The sequence below is a fragment of the Blautia sp. NSJ-140 genome, from assembly GCF_022868965.1.
Taxonomy (GTDB): Bacteria; Bacillota; Clostridia; order Lachnospirales; family Lachnospiraceae; genus Blautia_A.
On the sequence record NZ_JALIFS010000001.1, the window covers coordinates 125,554 to 145,908 of the forward strand.

The 20,355-nt window shown below is 44.1% G+C and carries 16 protein-coding genes and 1 pseudogene; 3 read left to right on the top strand and 14 right to left on the bottom strand.

The window, feature by feature from the left end; genetic code table 11:
• Window positions 1-378 precede the first annotated feature (378 nt).
• On the top strand, window positions 379-2,100 hold the full coding sequence (locus tag MUB50_RS00580) for an ABC transporter ATP-binding protein (protein WP_118623499.1): 1,722 nt from the start codon (window positions 379-381) through the stop codon (window positions 2,098-2,100).
• 214 nt (window positions 2,101-2,314) lie between these two features.
• On the opposite strand, the gene MUB50_RS00585 is transcribed toward MUB50_RS00580, so the two are convergent.
• The 10 genes from MUB50_RS00585 to MUB50_RS00630 all read right to left on the bottom strand — a co-directional run bounded on the left by MUB50_RS00585 (window position 2,315) and on the right by MUB50_RS00630 (window position 14,723).
• Complete coding sequence (locus tag MUB50_RS00585) at window positions 2,315-3,640, bottom strand: IS4 family transposase (protein ID WP_182433924.1); 1,326 nt, start codon at window positions 3,638-3,640, stop codon at window positions 2,315-2,317.
• Window positions 3,641-3,966: 326 nt separating this feature from the next.
• A complete protein-coding gene (locus MUB50_RS00590) occupies window positions 3,967-4,401 on the bottom strand; it encodes a hypothetical protein (RefSeq protein WP_147419607.1) in 435 nt (144 codons plus the stop codon).
• Window positions 4,388-5,179 (bottom strand): ParA family protein, encoded by a 792-nt coding sequence (locus tag MUB50_RS00595; RefSeq protein ID WP_118513220.1) that lies wholly within the window; start codon window positions 5,177-5,179, stop codon window positions 4,388-4,390. The genes MUB50_RS00590 and MUB50_RS00595 overlap by 14 nt, the downstream gene beginning before the upstream one ends.
• A gap of 227 nt (window positions 5,180-5,406) precedes the next feature.
• On the bottom strand, window positions 5,407-6,582 hold the full coding sequence (gene mmsB, locus MUB50_RS00600) for a multiple monosaccharide ABC transporter permease (RefSeq protein ID WP_092070224.1): 1,176 nt from the start codon (window positions 6,580-6,582) through the stop codon (window positions 5,407-5,409).
• 4 nt (window positions 6,583-6,586) lie between these two features.
• Window positions 6,587-8,125: a multiple monosaccharide ABC transporter ATP-binding protein gene (gene mmsA, locus MUB50_RS00605; protein WP_092070227.1), complete on the bottom strand. Its 1,539-nt coding sequence runs from the start codon at window positions 8,123-8,125 to the stop codon at window positions 6,587-6,589.
• A gap of 85 nt (window positions 8,126-8,210) precedes the next feature.
• Window positions 8,211-9,239, bottom strand: coding sequence for a multiple monosaccharide ABC transporter substrate-binding protein (gene chvE / locus MUB50_RS00610; RefSeq protein ID WP_227588556.1), 1,029 nt, complete (start codon window positions 9,237-9,239; stop codon window positions 8,211-8,213).
• Window positions 9,240-9,547: 308 nt separating this feature from the next.
• The gene (locus MUB50_RS00615) at window positions 9,548-10,627 is read right to left on the bottom strand and encodes a sugar ABC transporter substrate-binding protein (protein ID WP_243101075.1); all 1,080 of its coding nucleotides are present in this window, start codon (window positions 10,625-10,627) and stop codon (window positions 9,548-9,550) included.
• 5 nt (window positions 10,628-10,632) lie between these two features.
• Complete coding sequence (locus tag MUB50_RS00620) at window positions 10,633-12,231, bottom strand: response regulator transcription factor (RefSeq protein ID WP_118623493.1); 1,599 nt, start codon at window positions 12,229-12,231, stop codon at window positions 10,633-10,635.
• Window positions 12,209-13,717 carry a sensor histidine kinase gene (locus MUB50_RS00625; protein WP_118623491.1) on the bottom strand — a complete coding sequence of 503 codons (1,509 nt, stop codon included), beginning with the start codon at window positions 13,715-13,717 and terminating at the stop codon, window positions 12,209-12,211. Before MUB50_RS00625 ends, MUB50_RS00620 begins: the two co-directional genes overlap by 23 nt.
• Window positions 13,695-14,723, bottom strand: coding sequence for a sugar ABC transporter substrate-binding protein (locus MUB50_RS00630; protein ID WP_118623489.1), 1,029 nt, complete (start codon window positions 14,721-14,723; stop codon window positions 13,695-13,697). Before MUB50_RS00630 ends, MUB50_RS00625 begins: the two co-directional genes overlap by 23 nt.
• 142 nt (window positions 14,724-14,865) lie before the next feature.
• On the opposite strand from MUB50_RS00630, the gene MUB50_RS00635 reads away from it, so the two are divergent.
• Together MUB50_RS00635 and MUB50_RS00640 are read left to right on the top strand one after the other, a co-directional pair.
• On the top strand, window positions 14,866-15,450 hold the full coding sequence (locus MUB50_RS00635) for a TetR/AcrR family transcriptional regulator (RefSeq protein ID WP_118623487.1): 585 nt from the start codon (window positions 14,866-14,868) through the stop codon (window positions 15,448-15,450).
• A gap of 157 nt (window positions 15,451-15,607) precedes the next feature.
• Window positions 15,608-17,572, top strand: coding sequence for an oleate hydratase (locus MUB50_RS00640; protein WP_118623485.1), 1,965 nt, complete (start codon window positions 15,608-15,610; stop codon window positions 17,570-17,572).
• A gap of 146 nt (window positions 17,573-17,718) precedes the next feature.
• On the opposite strand, the gene larE is transcribed toward MUB50_RS00640, so the two are convergent.
• The 4 genes and pseudogenes from larE to MUB50_RS00660 form a co-directional block, all read right to left on the bottom strand.
• On the bottom strand, window positions 17,719-18,546 hold the full coding sequence (gene larE, locus MUB50_RS00645; RefSeq protein ID WP_118623483.1) for an ATP-dependent sacrificial sulfur transferase LarE: 828 nt from the start codon (window positions 18,544-18,546) through the stop codon (window positions 17,719-17,721).
• A gap of 66 nt (window positions 18,547-18,612) precedes the next feature.
• Window positions 18,613-19,413 carry an MBL fold metallo-hydrolase gene (locus MUB50_RS00650; RefSeq protein WP_118513226.1) on the bottom strand — a complete coding sequence of 267 codons (801 nt, stop codon included), beginning with the start codon at window positions 19,411-19,413 and terminating at the stop codon, window positions 18,613-18,615.
• 174 nt (window positions 19,414-19,587) lie between these two features.
• Window positions 19,588-19,914, bottom strand: a pseudogene (locus MUB50_RS00655) (Uma2 family endonuclease); the annotation flags it as partial.
• A gap of 5 nt (window positions 19,915-19,919) precedes the next feature.
• The gene (locus tag MUB50_RS00660; RefSeq protein ID WP_244789953.1) at window positions 19,920-20,279 is read right to left on the bottom strand and encodes an inorganic diphosphatase; all 360 of its coding nucleotides are present in this window, start codon (window positions 20,277-20,279) and stop codon (window positions 19,920-19,922) included.
• Window positions 20,280-20,355: the final 76 nt, after the last annotated feature.

The following is a 20,355-nucleotide window of genomic DNA, read 5'->3' on the forward strand; positions in this document are numbered from 1 at the left end:
CCAACCCCCATAAACGTCAAATAAAAATAATAACATTTATGACTGGTTAATGCCTGCTTATCAGTTACACACCAAATCTGAAATACACTATACGGGTTTTGTTCTTCTGTGTCAAGGAGTAATTTGATTTTTTCCAAAAAAGATATCTCCTCATATCACTATCCGCTCCGTTGCCAACAATCCCTCGCGGAATATTTCCTGTGAACAGCGGCCGTATAGTTTCTATTCTCAGAAAGTATGCAGAAACGAAACAGACCTGAAATTCACTTATCTTGACTTTATTCTTACTTATGATAAGATGAACATAGAATGTCCGGCAGCAATGTTTTTTGCTCAGACAACACTATACATTTCATAAAAACGGAGGTACTTTTTCCGATGAATACCATCAAGAAATTCATCCACTACTACGGCCCGTACAAAGCGGTCTTTTTTATTGACCTGATCTGCGCGGCCGTTATCAGTCTGGTAGATCTTGCTTATCCCCAGATTCTTCGTACTATGACAAAAACTCTCTTTACACAGGATAAGGATATTATTCTTCATGCCCTCCCTGTGATCGCAGCTTCTCTTTTTGTTATGTACATTGTGCAGAGTCTCTGCAAATATTATGTAACCTATCAGGGACATATGATGGGTGCAAAGATGGAACGTGATATGCGCCGGGAGCTTTTTGACCATTACCAGGAGCTGTCTTTTTCCTATTACAGCAGGAATAATTCCGGTCAGATGATGAGTAAGCTGGTCAGTGACCTTTTTGACATTTCCGAGTTTGCACATCATGGTCCAGAGAATCTTTTTATCTCCCTGGTAAAGATCGTCGGTGCTTTTATCTTCCTGTTCTTTATCAACAAAAAACTTGCACTGCCGCTGATCCTCCTGGTGATCGTGATGTTTGTGTTTTCCTTCCGCCAGAATGCAAAAATGCAGGAAACCTTCATGGAAAACCGTCGTAAGATCGGAGATGTAAATGCCAGTCTTCAGGATACGCTTTCCGGAATCCGCGTGGTGCAGTCCTTCGCAAACGAGGACATCGAGCGTGCCAAATTTAAGAAAAGCAATGAGGCGTTCCTTATTTCCAAAAGAGATAATTATCACTGCATGGGAAGCTTCATGAGTTCCAATCTTTTCTTCCAGGGCATGATGTACCTGGTAACTCTTGTTTACGGCGGCTATCTGATCGCTCAGGGTGAAATGCAGACTGCAGATCTTGCCATGTATGCCCTGTATATCGGAATCTTTATCAGCCCCATCCAGATCCTGGTGGAACTTGTGGAAATGATGCAGAAGGGTCTTTCCGGTTTCCGCCGTTTCCTGGATGTGATGGAAACAGAATCCGAGATCAGGGATGCAGACAACGCTGCAGAGCTTACGGACGTGAAAGGACATGTGCGTTACGACCATGTTTCTTTTCATTACAGCGATGATGAAACTCCTGTGCTTTCCGATATCTCTATTGATATCCCGGCAGGAAAATCCATTGCCCTGGTGGGACCTTCCGGAAGCGGAAAAACCACGATCTGCTCTCTCCTGCCCAGATTTTATGATGTGACCGGCGGTTCCATTACTGTAGACGGAAAGGATATCCGCGGGCTGACTCTTAAGAGCCTTCGAAGCCAGATCGGTATGGTACAGCAGGATGTCTATCTTTTTGACGGAACCATCAAGGATAATATTGCCTACGGAAAGCCAGGAGCTTCCGATGAGGAGATCATCAAAGCCGCCAAATGTGCGAGTATCCATGACTTTATCATGGAGCTGCCGGATGGATACGATACTTATGTGGGAGAACGTGGCACACGCCTTTCCGGCGGACAGAAGCAGCGAATCTCCATTGCACGTGTATTCCTCAAGAATCCTCCGATCCTGATCCTGGATGAGGCCACCAGCGCTCTGGATAACGAAAGCGAACGTTGGATCCAGAAGAGTCTGGAAGAGCTTTCGAAAAATCGTACTACCATTACGATCGCGCACCGGTTGTCTACCATTCGCGATGCGGATGAGATTATTGTGATCACAGAGGATGGTATTGCTGAACGCGGTACTCATGCTGAGCTGCTTGAGAAGAATGGATTGTATGCTGCGTATTACAATATGTAAATAAGATACGAGGGAGGGTCATCTCAGAGTTGCGAAGCCCGAAGACAATGTCATTTAGTTAGGGACTTTTTATTAAAAAATATTTTTAGGATATAAGTTATGCTGTAAGTTTTCATCATATAATACCCCAAAACGCACAGACTTCCCCCTTGGCAGGCAATTACAGTTTTTAAACAACCTCTTTTCTATTCTTAAAAATTATAGTATTCTTATATTAAGATACTCTATATCCAAAGGCTACAAAACCTTTCATCTTCTTGGAACGGGGGAATTTCCGGCCGGGTCTGACCGGAGTCAGGTATTGCAGCAAGAGTGTCTCGATATGCGGCGGGATTGTGGAACAGCTTTTTTGCAGGAAAATTTTGCAGATATGTACAGCCATTGTGAAATTTATCTGATAAACGTATTTTTGGTCTTTCTGTTTGACAGTTACATGTGCGGTAACTGATTCGCAGAAATTGTACATGATGATACGTGCGTATATTTCCTGTTCTACATATTCCGCCTTCTTTGAATGAAGATTCGATACCCCGATATTATATTTCAGTTTTCGGAATGAAGTCTCGACCCCCCATCTTAAATGATATAGTTCTTTTATTTTTTCCGGAGGAAAACGGTCTTTTCCCAGATTCGTGACAATACATTCATATTCCCCTGTATCCAGCGGAAAACGTACCAGCCGCAGGTGCATGGGATAAACAGCCTGTTTTCCATCTTTTTCCAGATTCAGAAAGTCAAATGCAGATCCGGGAGAAAGTTTTTTATATCTTATCGGGTCCCGTTTAGAGTGGACCGTACTACGCGTAATAAAAAAATCCAGCTCTTCATCCAGTTCCCGGTCCGGAAGACGAAAGCCGCGGGAAATGCCCCCTTTGCTGAAAATATCTTTTGTACGGATGACAAAGGAGAGACCTTTTGCCATGATGTGTGCAAAGACATGGTAAGTTTCATATCCGCGATCGGCCAGTATGATCGTTCTGTCAGGGTGAGGTATATTCCGCAGCATTTGTATCAATGCACGGGATTCATTGCTGACCATTGTTTTTTCAATAAGGACATCCACATATTTTTTATTACAAAGATCATATAGGGCATGAAGATGAAGCTGATTGGAGCCTTTTTTTCCGGAACCGGAAGGCTTACAGCTGTCTTTATCATCCGGATTATAAAAGATGTTCAGATCCGAGCCATCACATGCAAGAAGCTGAAAACCCTCATAATCATGTTCAGAGGGAAGTGATCGTGAAAAACGGTGCAGAAGATGATAAAAAGCATACGGATGTATCTTGGCCCGTTGCTGCTGGAGAGCAGAAAGGGATGGGAGATCTTTTTGAGACCGGCATGAAAAGAAATCAAAAAATGCTGTATTGAGAGAACCGCCCCTCATAGTTAAAAGAAAAAGGATCGTATCCTGAAAAGATATCTTACGTTTCCTGGAAAAATCAATACCAGGTCTGGTGACAAAAGAGTTTATTTCGCTCTCCAGTTCAGAAATGAGTGACATGAGCAATTCATAATTATAAGTAAACGCTGAATTCATAGGCACATCTCCTTTGCATAATAAAAAAGTTACAGTGTATAGTCTTTTTTTACCATACACTGTAACTTTTGGGAATAGGGCGTCCCTAACTAAATGACATTGGCCCGAAGACCCTCCCTCGAGCTCCCACCCTCTTGGGCACGCCAGATTCATCAAGACAGAATGGGTTGAATGATGACTGTGACGTACGGACGTGGGAGGCGCTTCGCTGTCCCACTGGATGTAGCAATATATAAAAACTGCCGCAAACGCTGTGTCTGGATTATGGCACAGAGTCTGCGACAGTTTTTTTAATGAACTTTGCGAATATTCCTTCTGTATTACAATTACAGCAAATAAACCGGAAGCTCATCCTTGATTCCTACCGGCTGGTTGTTGTCCGGCTCGTCTTTCTTTGGGGTGAGGAACTTGGCCTGGAGTTCGTCGGCGTTTCCTCCACTGATCACATTCTGAGCTACGGTTCCTGTTGTGGTTTCTGCGGCGGCTGTTTTCTTAGCTGCAGTTTTTCGTGTTGTTGTCTTTCTGGTGGTGGTTTTCTTTGCTGTTGTTTTTGTTGTGGCTGCCTTCCTTGCTGTGGTCTTCTTTGCCGGAGCTTTCGCTGGGGTTTTCTTTTCGACTGTTTTTTCAGCAGCTTTCTCTCCTGTTTCTGTCTTTACTTCTGTCGGCTTTTCTGCCACTTTTACCTCTGTAACTTTCTCTTCTGTCTTTGCTGTTTTCTCTGCATTTACTGCTCTTGCGATGCTTGCTTTACCTACTGACACGATTCATTACCTCCTCTGCCAATGCTATATATTCTTTTGCGCTGCGGCTGCTTTTTTTGAATTCCACAACCGGCTCGCTGCTGTCCTGTGACCATTCGATAGAGCTGTCCACACGGATAAAGGATTCGAAAAGATAGATTCCTTCCATCTCTTTCAAAGTCTCCATGGTCTGTTTGAAATAATTCTTTCTGGCATCTGCCTTGGTCACCACGATTCCCAGAACCTGAAGCGCCGGAGCGATCTCACGGACCTCATTCAGGAAATCAAACATATTTGCAAGACCAAACATGCCCCACGGGCTGGCCTCCACCGGAACCAGAACGTAATCCGATGCGCACAGGATATTCATCACCCAGCCGCCAAGAGTCGGCGGTGCATCGATGAGAATGTAATCATACACCCCGGAATCCTTGATCTTCTGCAGGCATTTCCGCAGGATAAATTCTCTCTGCCATTTCGTAAAGAGCTCATATTCCACGGAGCTCATCAGCGTAGACGACGGAACCAGATCCAGATTCTCATACTTCGTATGCACGATAAAATCGCTGAGATCCGACTGATGACCAATGGCATAGTAGAGATTTTTTTCCCCGGCAGCCATTTTCAGAACTTCTTCTTCATCAAAAAACGAAAGGGAAAGATTCAGCTGCATATCGCCGTCCACGAGAAGAACCTTCTTCCCCATACCGGCCAGTGCCGCACCTACATTGGAACAGCTGGTGGACTTTCCGCTGCCGCCCTTATTATTCGCAAAACAAATCGTCACTGTATTTCCCATCACAGCCTCCCGACAACACAAAATCGTAAATCACTAACTTTCCCTTATTATAATATAACGCTCCCCCAAAAACAAGCATATCCCCCATAAAACCACAAAATCTGACAAAAAACTCTCACATAAAACAACAGCAAAAAAGAATCCTGTTGCAGAATGATTTCCTATGCAAAAAAGCAGCAGACTTCAGATCTTTCCGAAAGCCTGCTGCTAAACTTCATTCATTTTTATTATTTTACGATAAAGGATTTTCTCTTACTTACAACATCAAAGATAACGGCTGCAAGAAGAACCATACCTTTGACAACCTTCTGGATATTCTGGTCAATACCCATGATACTCATACCAAGGTTCAGAACACCCATAAGGAGGGCACCAATGATAACACCGGGAACTGTACCGGTACCACCATAAGCAGAAGCACCACCGATGAAACATGCACCGATCGCATCCATCTCGAAGTTTGTACCAGCCTGTGGGTTGGATGAATTCAGTCTCGCCATAGTAACCATACCGGCAATCGCAGCCAGAAGACCCATATTCAGGTAAGCCAGGAAATAAACTTTATTGGTATCAATACCGGAAAGCTTTGTTGCCTTCTCATTACCGCCAACTGCATAAAAATAACGACCTGTTGTAGTCTTGGAAGCAATATATGTATAGATTGCGATGATCACTGCAACCCAGAGAAGGGAATTTGGGATACCTTTATACTGAGCAAGTCTGAACATGAATGCAAGAACAACTACACAGATCAGAACCATCTTCACTGCAACACCACCGAAAGACTCAACACTGTAGCCTTTCTTTGCACGGTCTGCACGGTTTTTCATAACAAGTGCAACATAGACGATGCAGACAATAATGCCAACTACGAAACATGTTCTGTTAAATCCTTCACCTCCACCAAGGAAGTCCGGAATATAGTTATTGAACAAAGCCAGATAAGCATCCGGCATCGGAGCCAGGGTCTGTCCTTCCAGAACTACGTTGGAAAGGCCACGAAAAGCAAGCATACCTGCCAGAGTAACAATAAATGGAGGAATTCGTACATAAGCGATCCAGAATCCCTGCCATGCACCAATGGCAATACCCACAAGAAGCATCACGATCATAGTGAGATACGGGTTCATACTGTTGAGAACCATCATCTTACCACCGACAGCAGCAACAAAGCATACAACAGAACCAACTGACAGATCGATGTTACCACCTGTTAAAATACAGAACAGCATACCGGTTGCAAGAATAAATACATATGCATTCTGGGCTACCAGGTTATTTACATTCTGCGGAAGAAGCATAACGCCCTTTGTGTTCACAGAAAACATGATCACAACAAATACCAGAACAATGACCATGGTATATTTTTTTAATATTTCTGAAAAACTAATCTTTTTCTCCATCTTCTTACTCTCCTTTACCTGACTTCACGATCCTGGACATGATCAGCTCAGATGTAGCTTCCTCACCACTTACCTCACCTACGAATCTGCCCTCGTTCATGATATAGATTCTGTCTGACATTCCAAGCACTTCCGGAAGCTCAGAAGAGATCATGATCACAGATTTTCCTGCTGCGACCAGGTCATTGATGATACAGTAGATTTCATATTTGGCACCTACGTCAATACCTCTTGTAGGTTCATCCAAGATCAGAATATCCGGCTCTGCAAACATCCATTTTGCAAGAAGGACCTTCTGCTGATTACCACCGCTCAGGTTTCCGACATTCTGCTCAACTGTCGGACACTTGGTTTTCAGTTTCTTCCTGTATTCCTCAGCAACTGCGTATTCTTTATCCGTATCGATCACTTTTCCATTACTGATACCGGACATGTTTGCAAGCGTAGTGTTCATCTTTATGGACTTGGAAAGGATCAGCCCGTTTCCTTTTCGATCCTCTGTAACATAAGCAAGCTTGTTGTCGATGGCTTCCTGAACTGTATTCAGCTTCACTTCTTTTCCGTTCATGAACACCTGTCCAGAAATTTTAGTTCCATAGCTCTTGCCAAAAATACTCATAGCCAGTTCTGTACGTCCTGCTCCCATCAGTCCTGAAATACCGACAACCTCTCCTTTATGTACTTTAAAGGATACGTTATTTACCACCTTACGTTCTGTATACAGCGGATGATAAACATTCCAGTTTTTAATCTCCATGGAAACATCGCCGATCTTTACATTTGGACGTTTCGGGAACCGGTCTGTCATCTCACGTCCAACCATTCCCTGAATGATCCTCTGCTCAGAAAAATCGTCTTTATTTTTATCCAGTGTTTCAATGGTAGATCCATCTCGGATAACTGTGATCTTATCTGCTACATAGGAGATTTCATTTAATTTATGGGAAATGATGATAGAGGTCATTCCCTGCTTCTTGAATTTCAGAAGAAGATCCAGAAGAGCTTTGGAGTCATCTTCATTCAGTGATGCGGTAGGCTCATCCAGAATGAGCAGCTTTGCATTCTTTGCAAGTGCCTTTGCGATCTCAACCAGCTGCTGCTTACCTACACCAATATCCTTGATCAAAGTTCTGGAGGATTCCTCCAGTCCTACTATTTTCAAATATTTATCTGCTTCTCCATAAGTTTCATTCCAGTTGATGGAAAAGCTTTTGCCTCTTTCATTACCCAGATACATGTTCTCCCCGATGGTCATGTACGGGATCAGAGCAAGTTCCTGGTGGATGATTACAATTCCTTTATGTTCACTGTCTTTGATAGTGTTAAACTTACAGATCTCACCATCATAAATAATATTTCCTTCATACGAACCGTACGGATAAATACCACTTAATACATTCATCAATGTAGATTTACCGGCACCGTTTTCACCTACCAGTGCGTGGATCTCGCCTTCCTCGACCTGGAGATTAACATTATCCAGTGCCTTTACACCTGGGAAAGTTTTGGTGATATTTTTCATTTCCAGAAGTATCTTAGCCAACTCAATTTCCCTCCCTTTCCACTGTTCATGCAGGCGGTTATATTCCCCGCCTGCATGTGATAAATTTCTTTCTTAAAAATTCTGATTATTTGATCTGATCCTCTGTGTAGTATCCGGAGTCGATCAGGATCTCTTTGTAGTTATCTGTTGTAACAACAACCGGATCGCAAAGGTATGTCGGGATGACACCGGTTCCGTTATCATAGGATTTTGTATCGTTCACTTCCGGCTCCTCACCTTTCATGATGGAGTCAACCATTTTTACTACTGCAGATGCAAGAGCTCTTGTATCTTTGAATACAGACATTGCCTGTTTTCCTGCTACAAGGTTCTTAACGTTTGGTGTGTCACAGTCCTGACCAGTAATGATCGGATATTCTCCTGTGTAGGAAGCTGCCAGTGCATTCTCAACACCAAGGGCTGTGGAATCGTTGGAGCAGAGAACTGCGTCAAGGTTTGTTCCGTCAGAGTAGTTACCTGCGATGATAGTATCCATTCTGTCCTGTGCTTTTGCACTGTCCCAGTTAGCTGTAGCAACCTGCTCGAACTCTGTCTGACCGGATTTTACTACCAGCTTACCGTCATCGATGTATTTCTGGAGAACATCCATTGCACCACCGAAGAAGAAGTTACAGTTGTTATCGCCAGGATCTCCTGTGAACAGCTCAATATTGAATGGTCCGTCCTGATTGTCAAGATCCAGTGCATCTACCAGGTACTCGCCCTGTTTCTGACCTACTTTGTAGTTATCAAATGTTGCATAATAGGTTACTGCATCGGAATTCATAAGAAGACGGTCATAAGAGATAACCGGAATTCCTTTTTCTTTGGCCTGTTTCAGAGGCTCGCCAAGGCTGCTTCCATCGATGGATGCCACAACCAGAAGGTCACATCCGTTTGCTACCTGGTTCTCAAGCTGGGAAACCTGTGTGCTTACATCATTGGATGCATACTGAAGGTCTACCTCATATCCTGCTGCCTCCAGCTCTTTCTTCATGTTATCGCCATCCTGGTTCCATCTCTGGAGATCCTTGGTCGGCATGGTAACACCGATCAGTTTCTTGTCTGCTGCCTGTGCTGTTGCTGCCGGAACTACCACCATACCAGCTACCATTGTTGCGCAAAGAAGTGCAGATACCATTTTTCTTTTCATTGTAAAATCCTCCGTTTCATTATTTGTTTTTGGAATCACGTTTCCTTTGATGATGTTACTATAGCACAGGACTGTCTGGACATAGTTGGCAAGGACAGAGACATTTTTTTGCAAAAGAAAAATGCCCTGCATCAGGCAAGACATTTTTGCACCAAAAATCTGCTATTGATTTTTGTCATAATTGTGTATTATTGCGCATATGGATACACTGCCACATTACTTGCAGAATTTCACTGCCACATATATGCCGGTATGTAATCTGTTCTGCATTACTCTGTATCGTAATCTATATTGAGATATACTTCATCTCGTCTGTGGAAACCGCCGTCAATGATCACCTCATCAATATTATCCCTTGTAACGGCAACCGGTTCCAGCACCTTCGCCGGGATATCGTAGCTTCCATCGTTCATGGTATCTGTCACATCTGACGAAATCTTTCCCTCTTCTGCCATCTTCACCGCATATTCAGCTGCCTGGCGTGCCAGATCTTCGATAGATTTAAATGCTGTCATGTACTGGGTTCCTTCCACAATACGCTGACATGCAGCCAGATCACCATCCTGGCCTACCACGATCACCTGTCCGGCAAGCTGGTTTTCCGCAAGAATCTGTATCACCTGGCTGGCAATATCATCATTTCCGCACATGATTCCCTTTACATCAGGATACTCTTCCAGTGCTTCCTCCACATAATCTGCTGCCAGCTCCGCGATCCAGCCTTCACAGTTGGCTTTGTAAACCACCTTCAGATCACTGTTTTTCAGAGTGTCTTCAAATCCCTCTTTTACCATGTCCACATTGTTATCTGAAGCAGATCCCTGGATCATAAAAATCTTTCCGCCATCAGGGATCGCTTCCATCATGGACTGTGCCATAACCTCTCCGACTTTCCGGTTATCAAAGGAAATATACATATCTGTATCCGCATCATTTACCATACGGTCATAGGAGATCACCCTGATTCCTACATTATGGGCACGCTCCACAGCCTCAGATAATGCCTTGCAGTCTCTGGCAATGATCACGATCACATCCATATGCTTCTTGATAAAATAGTCGATCTGGCTGATCTGCTCTTTTGTATCTGCTCCCGCATCCTGAACATTCACTTCCGCTCCCAATTCCCTTGCGGTTGCCACGAATACATCCCTGTCACGGATCCACCTCTCAATAACAAAGGAATCCACTGTAAGACCGATCTGAATTTTCTTTTCACCACTGTCTTCCTCTGTATCGTTTTCCTGTGCAGCTGTCTGCTTTGTTTTTTCGGAAGCGCAGCCATTCAGCATCAATGTCAACAGACACAGCAAGATCAACAGCTTCCTGATCATTTTCCCCCCGCTCATATTGTCTACCTCAACCTCTCTCTGAATTCACTTGGTGTCACGCCTTCGTATTTCTTGAATATCCTGCTGAAATAATTGGGGTCGCTGTATCCGGATTCCGCACAGATCTCCTTGATGGAAAGCCCTGAATCCTTGAGAAGTTCTCTTGCATTCCGAAGCCGCACTTCTGTAAGATACTCGATAAAATTTCCTCCGGTCTCCTGCTTAAAAAGCTTGCTGAAATAATAAGGGCTGATATCCACCTCCCGTGACACCTCATCCAATGAAATATCTTTTTTGTAATTATCCCGGATATAGGACTTTGCTTTTTCGATAATGGAAACCGCTTCTTTTTCCCTTGCACTTTCCATGTTACTGCAGATTTCTGATGTTTTGCCCAGGAACCATTTTTTCATCCCTTCTATGTCTGTATATTCCTGGATCTCATGAATATAATTTCTGCGGCAGCTGATCGCATATTTCACGGTACCTGCAAAAAAGGCCTTTTTTTCCACTCCCATCACAAGCTCCAGGATCTTGATGCGCATGTCCTCCAGATCTACTCCCGGCTGCTTCTCCATCCACCGGATAAATTCCTCGGCACAGCTTAAAGCTCCTGCCACATCCTTATCCATCACCCGCTTTTCATAGCGACGTTCCAGATCTCTTGGATATTCGCCGTCATATTTCTGTGCAGCCGGAACATCCTCAATATGTATCACATGGCTGGTGCTTTCCCGAAGTGCGATCATGGCCTCCTTGAAGGATTCTTTCATGGTGCTTCCCATCTCCTTCACCCGGCCGATACCACAGCGAAATTTACTGTCAATCCTGCTTTCCAGCTTATGTACCATGTTTCTGGTTCTTGTTACAACCTCCACACGTTCCTCATAGGACTCCCTGGAATTACGGTACGGAACAAGCAGTACAATACGGTTTCCCATAATGGGTCCTACCAGACATTCAAAAAATCCCTGAGTGATTTCCCGGAATGTGGAATAAAATTTGTTTGCCTTCACACTGGCCCCCACCGCATTGGTAAGAACACCATTTTCCGTAGAATCCCCGAATTCAGCCACGATCATATATCCATATTCTTCCCGGATATCCAGAAGCTCCCTGTAATTATCCTGATATGTCTGAAAATCATCCTGCAGAAGAATATTATTAATATATCCGCTTTCGATCATGGGCACAACTGTCTCCAGTTTTTCACGGATACGGAGATCATCGCTTCGCTTCTGTCTTGTGGAATCTACCTTTTCCATAGCTTTGGAGCATATTTCCAGAATCACCTTTTTGTTTACCGGCTTGGTAAGAAATTCCATAACTCCAAGACTTACCGCTTCCTTGGCATAATTAAATTTATCATAGGCTGTAATGATCACAAAGACCACAGATCTGTTAAATTTCTGGATTTCCCGGATTGCCTGGATCCCACTTAAGCCCGGCATCTGAATGTCCATAAAGCAGATATCCGGCGGATATTTCTCCGCCTCCTCCACAACCACACGGCCTGTCTTGGCTGTATGGATCTCACATTCATTTCCATAGTTGGAACTTATAATATTTTTCAGGGATTCCAGCATGATCCCCTCATCATCAGCAATCAGGATTCTGTACATTTTTTTCGCTCCTCTCCAGAGGAATATTGATCACTACCTCTGTTCCCATTCCTTCACCTTCACTGTATATTTCCATTAATCCGTCCCGCTCATAATACAGTTCCAGACGGCTGATCACATTATTCATTCCGATTCCCGTGGAATCACCCTCGCCTGAACTGCTGTGGACTTTTTTTGACAGTACTCTTTGTATCTGTTCTCCGGTCATGCCCAGTCCGTTATCCCGAACACTGATCTCAATATGGTCGTTCCATCTCTCCACACTGAGATCAATATGTCCTTCCCAATCTATATTCCGGATTCCATGATTGACTGCGTTTTCCACAACCGGCTGCAGGATCATACTGGGAACACGTACATTTTCCACATCACATTCCACTTTTTTTGAAAAATGGATGTCCCCGGCAAACCGTACATTCAGAATATAAATGTAATTGTCCACAGCCTCCAGTTCTTCCTCCAGTGTGGCATCTTCCTCACCCTTCTTTACATTGTAGCGAAAAAAATCCGCCATCTTTTCCACAAAGATACTGGTTTTTTCTGCATCCTCCATCATTGCAAGCTGTACTCCTGCATTCAGGGAATTAAAAAGGAAATGCGGGTTGATCTGAGACTGGAGATATTTAAGCTGTGCCTCCTTGAGATGTGTTTCCATCAAAAGCTCCCTCTCTATCATCTGCTGTTCTTTTTCCATGCTGGCCTTTGTCCTGGCAATGTAAAGACCAAGATTATCCACCATGGTATTAAAGGCTCTTGTTACCGTTCCAAGCTCATCCCTGGAATCTGCTGGGGGCATCTTTACATTAAAATTCCCCTGACCTACCAGCTGTGCAGTTTCTGCCATATTAGTCAGCGGCAGGAACATCTCCCTTGTTGCCATGATCAGAAAGAACATTCCACAGATCACCACCAGAAGCATGATCATCATATTACTGATCTCCAGATATCTCATAACCGCCCGGAGAGCTGCATAAGTCTGGGAATTTTCTTTAAAAAGCTGCTTGTTCAGCTCATCCATAGAACTCTGGATATAACTGTAAAGCTCCAGACTTTCATCATATTCCTGCTTATATTTCTCCACATTCCTGCCTCTCTTGGCAGCTACAGTTCCTGCGGTACAGGAAAGATATGATTCCGACATCTTACGTATCTTCTTCTCCAGAAGTTTTACGGAATCATCAATATTCCGTTCATTTAACTTCTCCAGCTCCTGCCTGTATTTCGCCTCATTCTGATAATAATCCATCAGTGCCTGGGAGCTTTTTACCTTCAGATACTGGTACATACTGTCCTGCACATCGTCAAAAACCTGCCCAAGCTCTGTGATCTGGGCATTGCTGGCATACACATCATCCATCTCCTGCATGGAGTTGTTGATCCGCGCATAAAACAGCATGTTGATGCTGAACAGTAAAACTGCCAGCACTCCAACCTCGATCATGATCTTGCTTACAAGAGAAAAGTCACTCCAACGGATCTTTTTCATCTGTGACTGCCTCCCTCCTCATCTTCTCCACTGCTGTTCTGTCAAGAAAATTAATGTCTACATTGTAGAAAGAATTGGTTCTTCCATCTTCTATATAGCTGGTAACTGCCTCCACACTGTACTGTCCCAGTTGGGTCGTGTCCACATCACAGGTAACTGAAATAACACCTTTTTCAACTGCCGCCAGAATATCCTCAGATGTATAATAACCAATGATCTTCACTTTTCCTGCAAGGTTGAAATCCAGAATTGCCTGTCTTGCACACTCCGTTGTCTCCTCATCCATACACACAAGTATATCCGGAACATTCCGCTTCTGCTGAAAAATATCAGTAACTGCCTCCTCTGTTTCAAAGGTTCCTGTTGACAGAAGATTCCTTCCCTTGATCTCAATATCCTCAGAACCAGCTGCCATCTTCACCGCATTGCTGATCTGAGTGTATATCTGACTTTCGTTCATATCATCAATGTCCCGTTTCTGCAGGATCAGGATCTTCTTCGTGTTCTCATTCACATATCTGGCAACAATTTCCCCGTAAGCCATGCCAAGCTGATAATCGCTGACTCCCACAAAGCTCTGGCGGCGGCTGTGCACCGCATCACTCATGACTGTAACCACCGGTATTCCGTTTCTTACTGCAGTATTGATTGCTTCTTCCAGACCGGCTTCTCCATTATACTGCAGGATAATACCATCCGCCTTGGCCGCAATGCTCATATTCATATAATCAAGTTTATTATAGGATGTTTCTCTATCCGACCCCATGATCTCAAGCAGTACATTATTGGAAGCTGCTTTTTTCTTCGCACTGTCATATACTGCCTGCCAGAACTGGGAATCAGGGCTGTCCACGATCATGTCGTACTGGTATTTATATATTTTCTCTTCCTGTTCATCCAACCCTGCTTTTTCACTGATTCCTCTGTAATAGGATTCTCCTGTCATATAAGTAAGTACTATCACGGCAGCAAAAACCAGCAGGATGCAAGCTGATTTCTTTTTCATAATACACTCCATTCTGTTTCACAAAACATTCCGGGTTTCAGTTTATCATAATTTCACAGAAAAGTCACTGTTTGACATGGATTTCCTGTGCACTTTCATGTTATATTAATAACCACAACATTACCAAAGGAGGCCGCAAAACATGACAAATGCAACCAAGCTTGCCCTGGAAGAATCCCTGAAGCATCTGCTTCTTAAGAAACCTTTAGATAAGATCACCATCAATGACCTGACTACGGACTGCGGTATCAGCCGCATGACTTTTTACTATCATTTCAAAGATATCTATGATCTTGTGGAGTGGTGCTGTCTGGAAGATGCCAGAATTGCCCTTCAGGGCAAAAAAACCTCTTCCACATGGCATGAAGGGCTTCTGCAGATCTTTGATGCCGTGATGGAAAACAAGCCGTTTATCTTAAATGTATACCGCTGCGTGGGGCGGGAACAGATCGAGAATTATCTGTTCCAGCTTACCTGCGGTCTTCTTATGGGCGTGGTAACAGAAAAATCAAAAGACATCTCCATCACGGATGAACAGAAAATTTTTATCGCAGATCTGTATAAATACAGCTTTGTAGGGATCATGCTGGACTGGATCAAAAACGGCATGCGTGAAGATTATCGCGAAATCGCAGATGATACCGCAACCGCACTGTACGGAAGCATCGACAACGCCATCCGCAATTTTGCCACCAGAAACAAAACAGCAGAAATGACTACAGAATAAAAACTTATCAAAACAGACATAATGATAAAAAACTGAACACTTTCGGTGTTTTGTAAATAGAATCTTTTTTCCGGATGGGCTATCATAGCCTCAACAGCAACAAAGAACAGTTAATCCGATACAAACAGGTATCTCATTTACGAAAGGTGGATGTCATATGTCAGATAAAAAAGGATTCATGGGTCTTGCAGCACTTGCGGCAGCCGGAGCCGGCGCAGCCATGCTGATGAAAAAAACAAAAGAGATCAACGAAGAGGAAAACTTCCATGTAAAAGAAACTACTGCAAACTACCGCAACACCGAGCGTGGAAAGCATGACAAAAACAGCAAGGGGATTTATTATTCCAACGGTAACTATGAAGCTTTTGCCCGTCCGGAAAAGCCGGAGGGTGTGGACGACAAGCATGCCTACATCGTAGGAAGCGGTCTTGCTTCCCTGGCTGCTGCATGCTTTCTGGTAAGAGACGCACAGATGCCAGGTGATCATATCCACATCCTGGAAGCCATGGATATTGCCGGCGGTGCCTGCGATGGAATCTTTGATCCGTCCAGAGGATATATCATGCGTGGCGGTCGTGAGATGGAAAACCATTTCGAGTGCCTGTGGGATCTTTTCCGCAGTATTCCTTCTCTTGAAAAACCGGGTGCTTCTGTTCTGGACGAGTTCTACTGGCTGAACAAGCACGATCCGAACTATTCTCTCTGCCGTGCAACCGTCAATCGTGGACAGGATGCACATACTGACGGAAAATTTAACCTGAGCCAGAAAGGCTGTATGGAGATCATGAAGCTTTTTATGACAAAGAATGAGGATCTTTACGATAAAACCATCGAAGATGTATTCGATGATGAAGTGTTTGATTCCACCTTCTGGCTGTACTGGAGAACCATGTTCGCATTTGAAAACTGGCACAGTGCTCTGGAGATGAAGCTTTACTTCCAGCGTTTTATCCACCACATTGCAGGTCTTCCTGATTTCAGCGCCCTGAAATTCACCAAGTACAACCAATACGAATCCCTGATCCTTCCCATGAAAAAATATCTGGAGGATGCAGGTGTTGACTTCCAGTTTAATACTGAGGTCACAAACGTGATCTTTAATTTCAAGGATGGCAAAAAGATCGCCACTGCTATCGAATGCAAGGTAAAAGATGTGGAGCAGGGTATCCTTCTTACAGAGAATGATTATGTTTTCGTCACTAACGGAAGCTGTACAGAGGGCACGATCTACGGTGACCAGAACCACGCACCAAACGGTGATGCAGAGGTCCGTACCAGTGGTGTATGGTCTCTGTGGAAAAATATCGCAGCTCAGGATCCTTCCTTCGGACATCCGGAAAAGTTCTGCTCAGACATTTCCAGAACAAACTGGGAATCCGCTACTGTCACCACTTTGGATGACCGTATTATCCCTTATATCACCAATATCTGCCAGCGTGACCCACGTACCGGCAAGGTTGTTACCGGTGGTATCGTAAGCTGCCAGGATTCCAAATGGCTCTTAAGCTGGACCATCAACCGTCAGGGACAATTCAAGGAACAGGATCCGAAGAAGGTCTGTGTATGGGTTTACGGACTGTTCACAGATGTTCCCGGTGATTATATCAAGAAGCCGATGAAGGATTGTACCGGTAAGGAAATTACCGCCGAGTGGCTGTACCACCTCGGTGTTCCGGTAGAGCAGATCGACGATATGGCTGAAAACAGCGCTGTCTGCGTTCCGACTATGATGCCATACATCACCGCCTTCTTCATGCCACGCACAAAAGGTGACCGCCCGGATGTCATCCCGGATGGCTGTGTAAACTTTGCATTCCTGGGCCAGTTTGCGGAAACTCCTCGTGATACCGTATTCACAACAGAGTATTCCGTACGTACTGCAATGGAGGCTGTATACGGACTTTTCGGTGTAGATCGTGGGGTTCCGGAAGTATGGGGAAGCGTTTACGATATCCGTGAGCTTCTGGACAGCAGTGTAAAACTGATGGACGGAAAATCTCCTCTTGAGATCCAGCTGCCAGGGCCGCTGAATGCACTGAAGAAACCACTTCTTAATGTTGTGAAGGGTACCGTGGTTGAGAAAGTACTGCGGGATCATGATGTGCTGAAGGATTATATGTAAGATATACAGCCTGCCAGGCAGATATTCTCAATCCGAAAATTAAGATTTGAAAACAGTAAATGAACCTCCGGTTCTATTAGTGCAGCAATCCCCCGGAAATACTTCTCGCGCGGTATTTCCGGGGGATTATTTTGATTTTCATATTTTTATTTTTCCAATGTTTCATTCATACTTCCGGAACGGAATCCCTGAAGATCCAGTGTCACGTAAGAAAATCCCAATGTGTGGAATTTCTCTGTGATCTTTGTTCTTGTTTCATTATCTGCAATTTTCAGGATCTCTTCTGCCGGAACCTCGATCCTTGCCATGGTACCGTGGATGCGAACGCGGAACTGGTGGAATCCCAGATCCATCAGAAACTGCTCGGCCTGATCTACCATGTGAAGCTTCTCCTCGGTAATGGTCTCACCGTATACAAATCTGGAAGCAAGACAGGCAAAAGACGGCTTGTTCCAGGTTGGAAGATTCATGTCTTTTGACAGCTCCCGGATTTCTTCTTTATAGAGTCCGGCTTCCTGAAGGGGACTTCGCACACCAAGTTCCTGGATGGCCCGGCGGCCGGGACGGTAGTCGCCCAGATCATCCATGTTGGAACCTTCCGCAAGCACATTGATGTTGTTCTTTTTCGCTACTTCCCATAATCTGGTAAAAATGCCTTTTTTGCAGATGTAGCAGCGATCCGGAGGATTCTGGCGAAATCCCGGAATCTCAAATTCATTAAGCTTGCATATCTCCTGATGAATGTGATTTTCCCTGCAGAAATCCTCGGTTTCTTTCCTCTCTCTTTCTGTAAAGGAGCAGGGGCATGCAGTGATGGCTATGGCCTTATCGCCAAGTGTCTCCTGTGCCACCTTCAAAAGAAAGGTAGAATCCACTCCGCCGGAAAAAGCCACGGCTACACTCTCCAGGGAGCGGAGGATTTCCTGAAGCTTCTGATATTTTTTTTCAAGGGTGATTCGGTCTGTTACTGGCATATGTTCTGTCACCTCAAAACCGGGAATGCCACCACAGTCTCATTCCCGGTCCTTTATCTATATTTCTTACATTTCGATCACATCAAGATCATCCGGAATAAACAGATTTCCGTGATAATACTCTCTGCCTTCTGCTCCGTAAAGCTCTTTACGTTTCTTAATGTTCTTATCCTCTGTGTGATACAGGACAAGATTCTTAACTCCAAGGTTCTCAGCCAGCTCACTGGCATCCTTAACTGTGGAGTGGTGTTTCTCATAAGGATTGAAGATATCACGCTGTCCATACAGACAGAATGCTTCGTGGAACATCCAGTCGCTGCCTTTTGCGTATTTCTCCTCACATTCATTGTATGGCTCGTCTCCGCAGCAGGTAAGTACCTTACCACCGTCATAGATCATCTGGAAACCGAACTGTTTCGCCTTGGTGGAACCGATATCAAAGAAGGTCACTTTCTTATTAAGAATTGTTTTTTCCTCGCCGTCTTTTACCTCGATCAGATGAAGTCTGTCACCGATGTACTGTGTCTCCTTCTTATTCAGAAGCTTAAATGCCATGTCTTTCAGAAGTCCGATCACTTCATCATGTGCATAGATATTTGCCTCGCCCTGATAAGTGCCTTTTTTCATGTTCTGGCAGATGATGCGGATCACCCACACGATTCCCATGATATGGTCTACGTGCTTATGTGTAACAAAGATCTCATGAACATCCATCAGATCAATGCCTGCTTTTTTCAGCTGGGAAAGCACCGTATTTCCGCCGCCTCCGTCAACCAGAAAATGGCCGTACTCATCGCTGAGTACAAAGCAGGTATTGTAACACTCTGTTACCAGTGCGTTACCGGTTCCAAGCATGGTTAATTTCATTGTATTCTCCTCCTGTATAGCCCTGGTCATCAAACATTTTGCCACCCATCATTCTGTTCTCTGACCGGCTGCCTCTGATCGTATTACAGACACATATACAACCGTTTAATTTTTTTGTTTTTTAATTTTTTCTGTGTTTTTCGTGTCCAATGATAACATTATGAAGAAATATTTTCAATAAGATCCATTCATTTTCATAGCAGAAAAATCAATCCACAAATCTTCATAGATTCCTGTTTTCACAGAGTCCTGTAATGTATATGGTTCCGAGGTTCCATGCTCAAAATTATATACCAGAACAAGATTCTTATCCGAATCTACCAGCCAGTATTCTCTTACTCCGGCAGTTCGATATTTAAACAGTTTCGTATAATAATCCATCTGCTTACTGGAAGGAGATACAATTTCCACGATCCAGTCCGGTGCTCCCTTGCACCCTCTATCATCCAGTTTATCTGCATCGCAGATAACAGAAATATCCGGTTCAACGTAGGTATTTGATTTTCTTATTCCAGCATTTCTATTTCTGTCTCAAAATACTGCTCCTGAAACTGAACCTGTGCCATGATCTCCTTGGCTGTCATATTCATATCTTCCGGCACTGCCACCCATTTATCTTCCACATCATTGAGGCGGTGGACGATGGCGATCACTTTTCCTGTAAATTCTTTTACAGGGTGATCAATGCCAAGAACGTAGACGTCCTGTTCCTCTCCGTCCGGGGCGATGATTCCTTCAATGTAACCATAATTTACCGGATAAAAAAGATCTTTGTGTTCCGGATGGCAGGTATTCATTGGACGATCGATCACGACATGAACCATCTGGCCGGATGTTGGTTTCTTTTCGTGGCTACTCTCGTTCATTCATTTTCCTCTCTGGACACAGAGCAGAAATCCGACAGATTTCCCTCTGTTTTTCCTCGTATCCGAAAACAGGTAT

What these genes read in the sequence shown, in the direction of transcription:
- MUB50_RS00635 (WP_118623487.1), top strand. Translation starts at nt 14,866, where the DNA reads ATGACAAATGCAACCAAGCTTGCCCTGGAAGAATCCCTGAAGCATCTG.
- MUB50_RS00580 (WP_118623499.1), top strand. Translation starts at nt 379, where the DNA reads ATGAATACCATCAAGAAATTCATCCACTACTACGGCCCGTACAAAGCG.
- MUB50_RS00585 (WP_182433924.1), bottom strand. Translation starts at nt 3,640, where the DNA reads ATGAATTCAGCGTTTACTTATAATTATGAATTGCTCATGTCACTCATT.
- larE (WP_118623483.1), bottom strand. Translation starts at nt 18,546, where the DNA reads ATGCCAGTAACAGACCGAATCACCCTTGAAAAAAAATATCAGAAGCTT.
- MUB50_RS00615 (WP_243101075.1), bottom strand. Translation starts at nt 10,627, where the DNA reads ATGAGCGGGGGGAAAATGATCAGGAAGCTGTTGATCTTGCTGTGTCTG.
- MUB50_RS00625 (WP_118623491.1), bottom strand. Translation starts at nt 13,717, where the DNA reads ATGAAAAAGATCCGTTGGAGTGACTTTTCTCTTGTAAGCAAGATCATG.
- mmsB (WP_092070224.1), bottom strand. Translation starts at nt 6,582, where the DNA reads ATGGAGAAAAAGATTAGTTTTTCAGAAATATTAAAAAAATATACCATG.
- chvE (WP_227588556.1), bottom strand. Translation starts at nt 9,239, where the DNA reads ATGGTAGCTGGTATGGTGGTAGTTCCGGCAGCAACAGCACAGGCAGCA.
- MUB50_RS00630 (WP_118623489.1), bottom strand. Translation starts at nt 14,723, where the DNA reads ATGAAAAAGAAATCAGCTTGCATCCTGCTGGTTTTTGCTGCCGTGATA.
- MUB50_RS00620 (WP_118623493.1), bottom strand. Translation starts at nt 12,231, where the DNA reads ATGTACAGAATCCTGATTGCTGATGATGAGGGGATCATGCTGGAATCC.
- MUB50_RS00595 (WP_118513220.1), bottom strand. Translation starts at nt 5,179, where the DNA reads ATGGGAAATACAGTGACGATTTGTTTTGCGAATAATAAGGGCGGCAGC.
- MUB50_RS00650 (WP_118513226.1), bottom strand. Translation starts at nt 19,413, where the DNA reads ATGAAATTAACCATGCTTGGAACCGGTAACGCACTGGTAACAGAGTGT.
- MUB50_RS00660 (WP_244789953.1), bottom strand. Translation starts at nt 20,279, where the DNA reads ATGAACGAGAGTAGCCACGAAAAGAAACCAACATCCGGCCAGATGGTT.
- MUB50_RS00640 (WP_118623485.1), top strand. Translation starts at nt 15,608, where the DNA reads ATGTCAGATAAAAAAGGATTCATGGGTCTTGCAGCACTTGCGGCAGCC.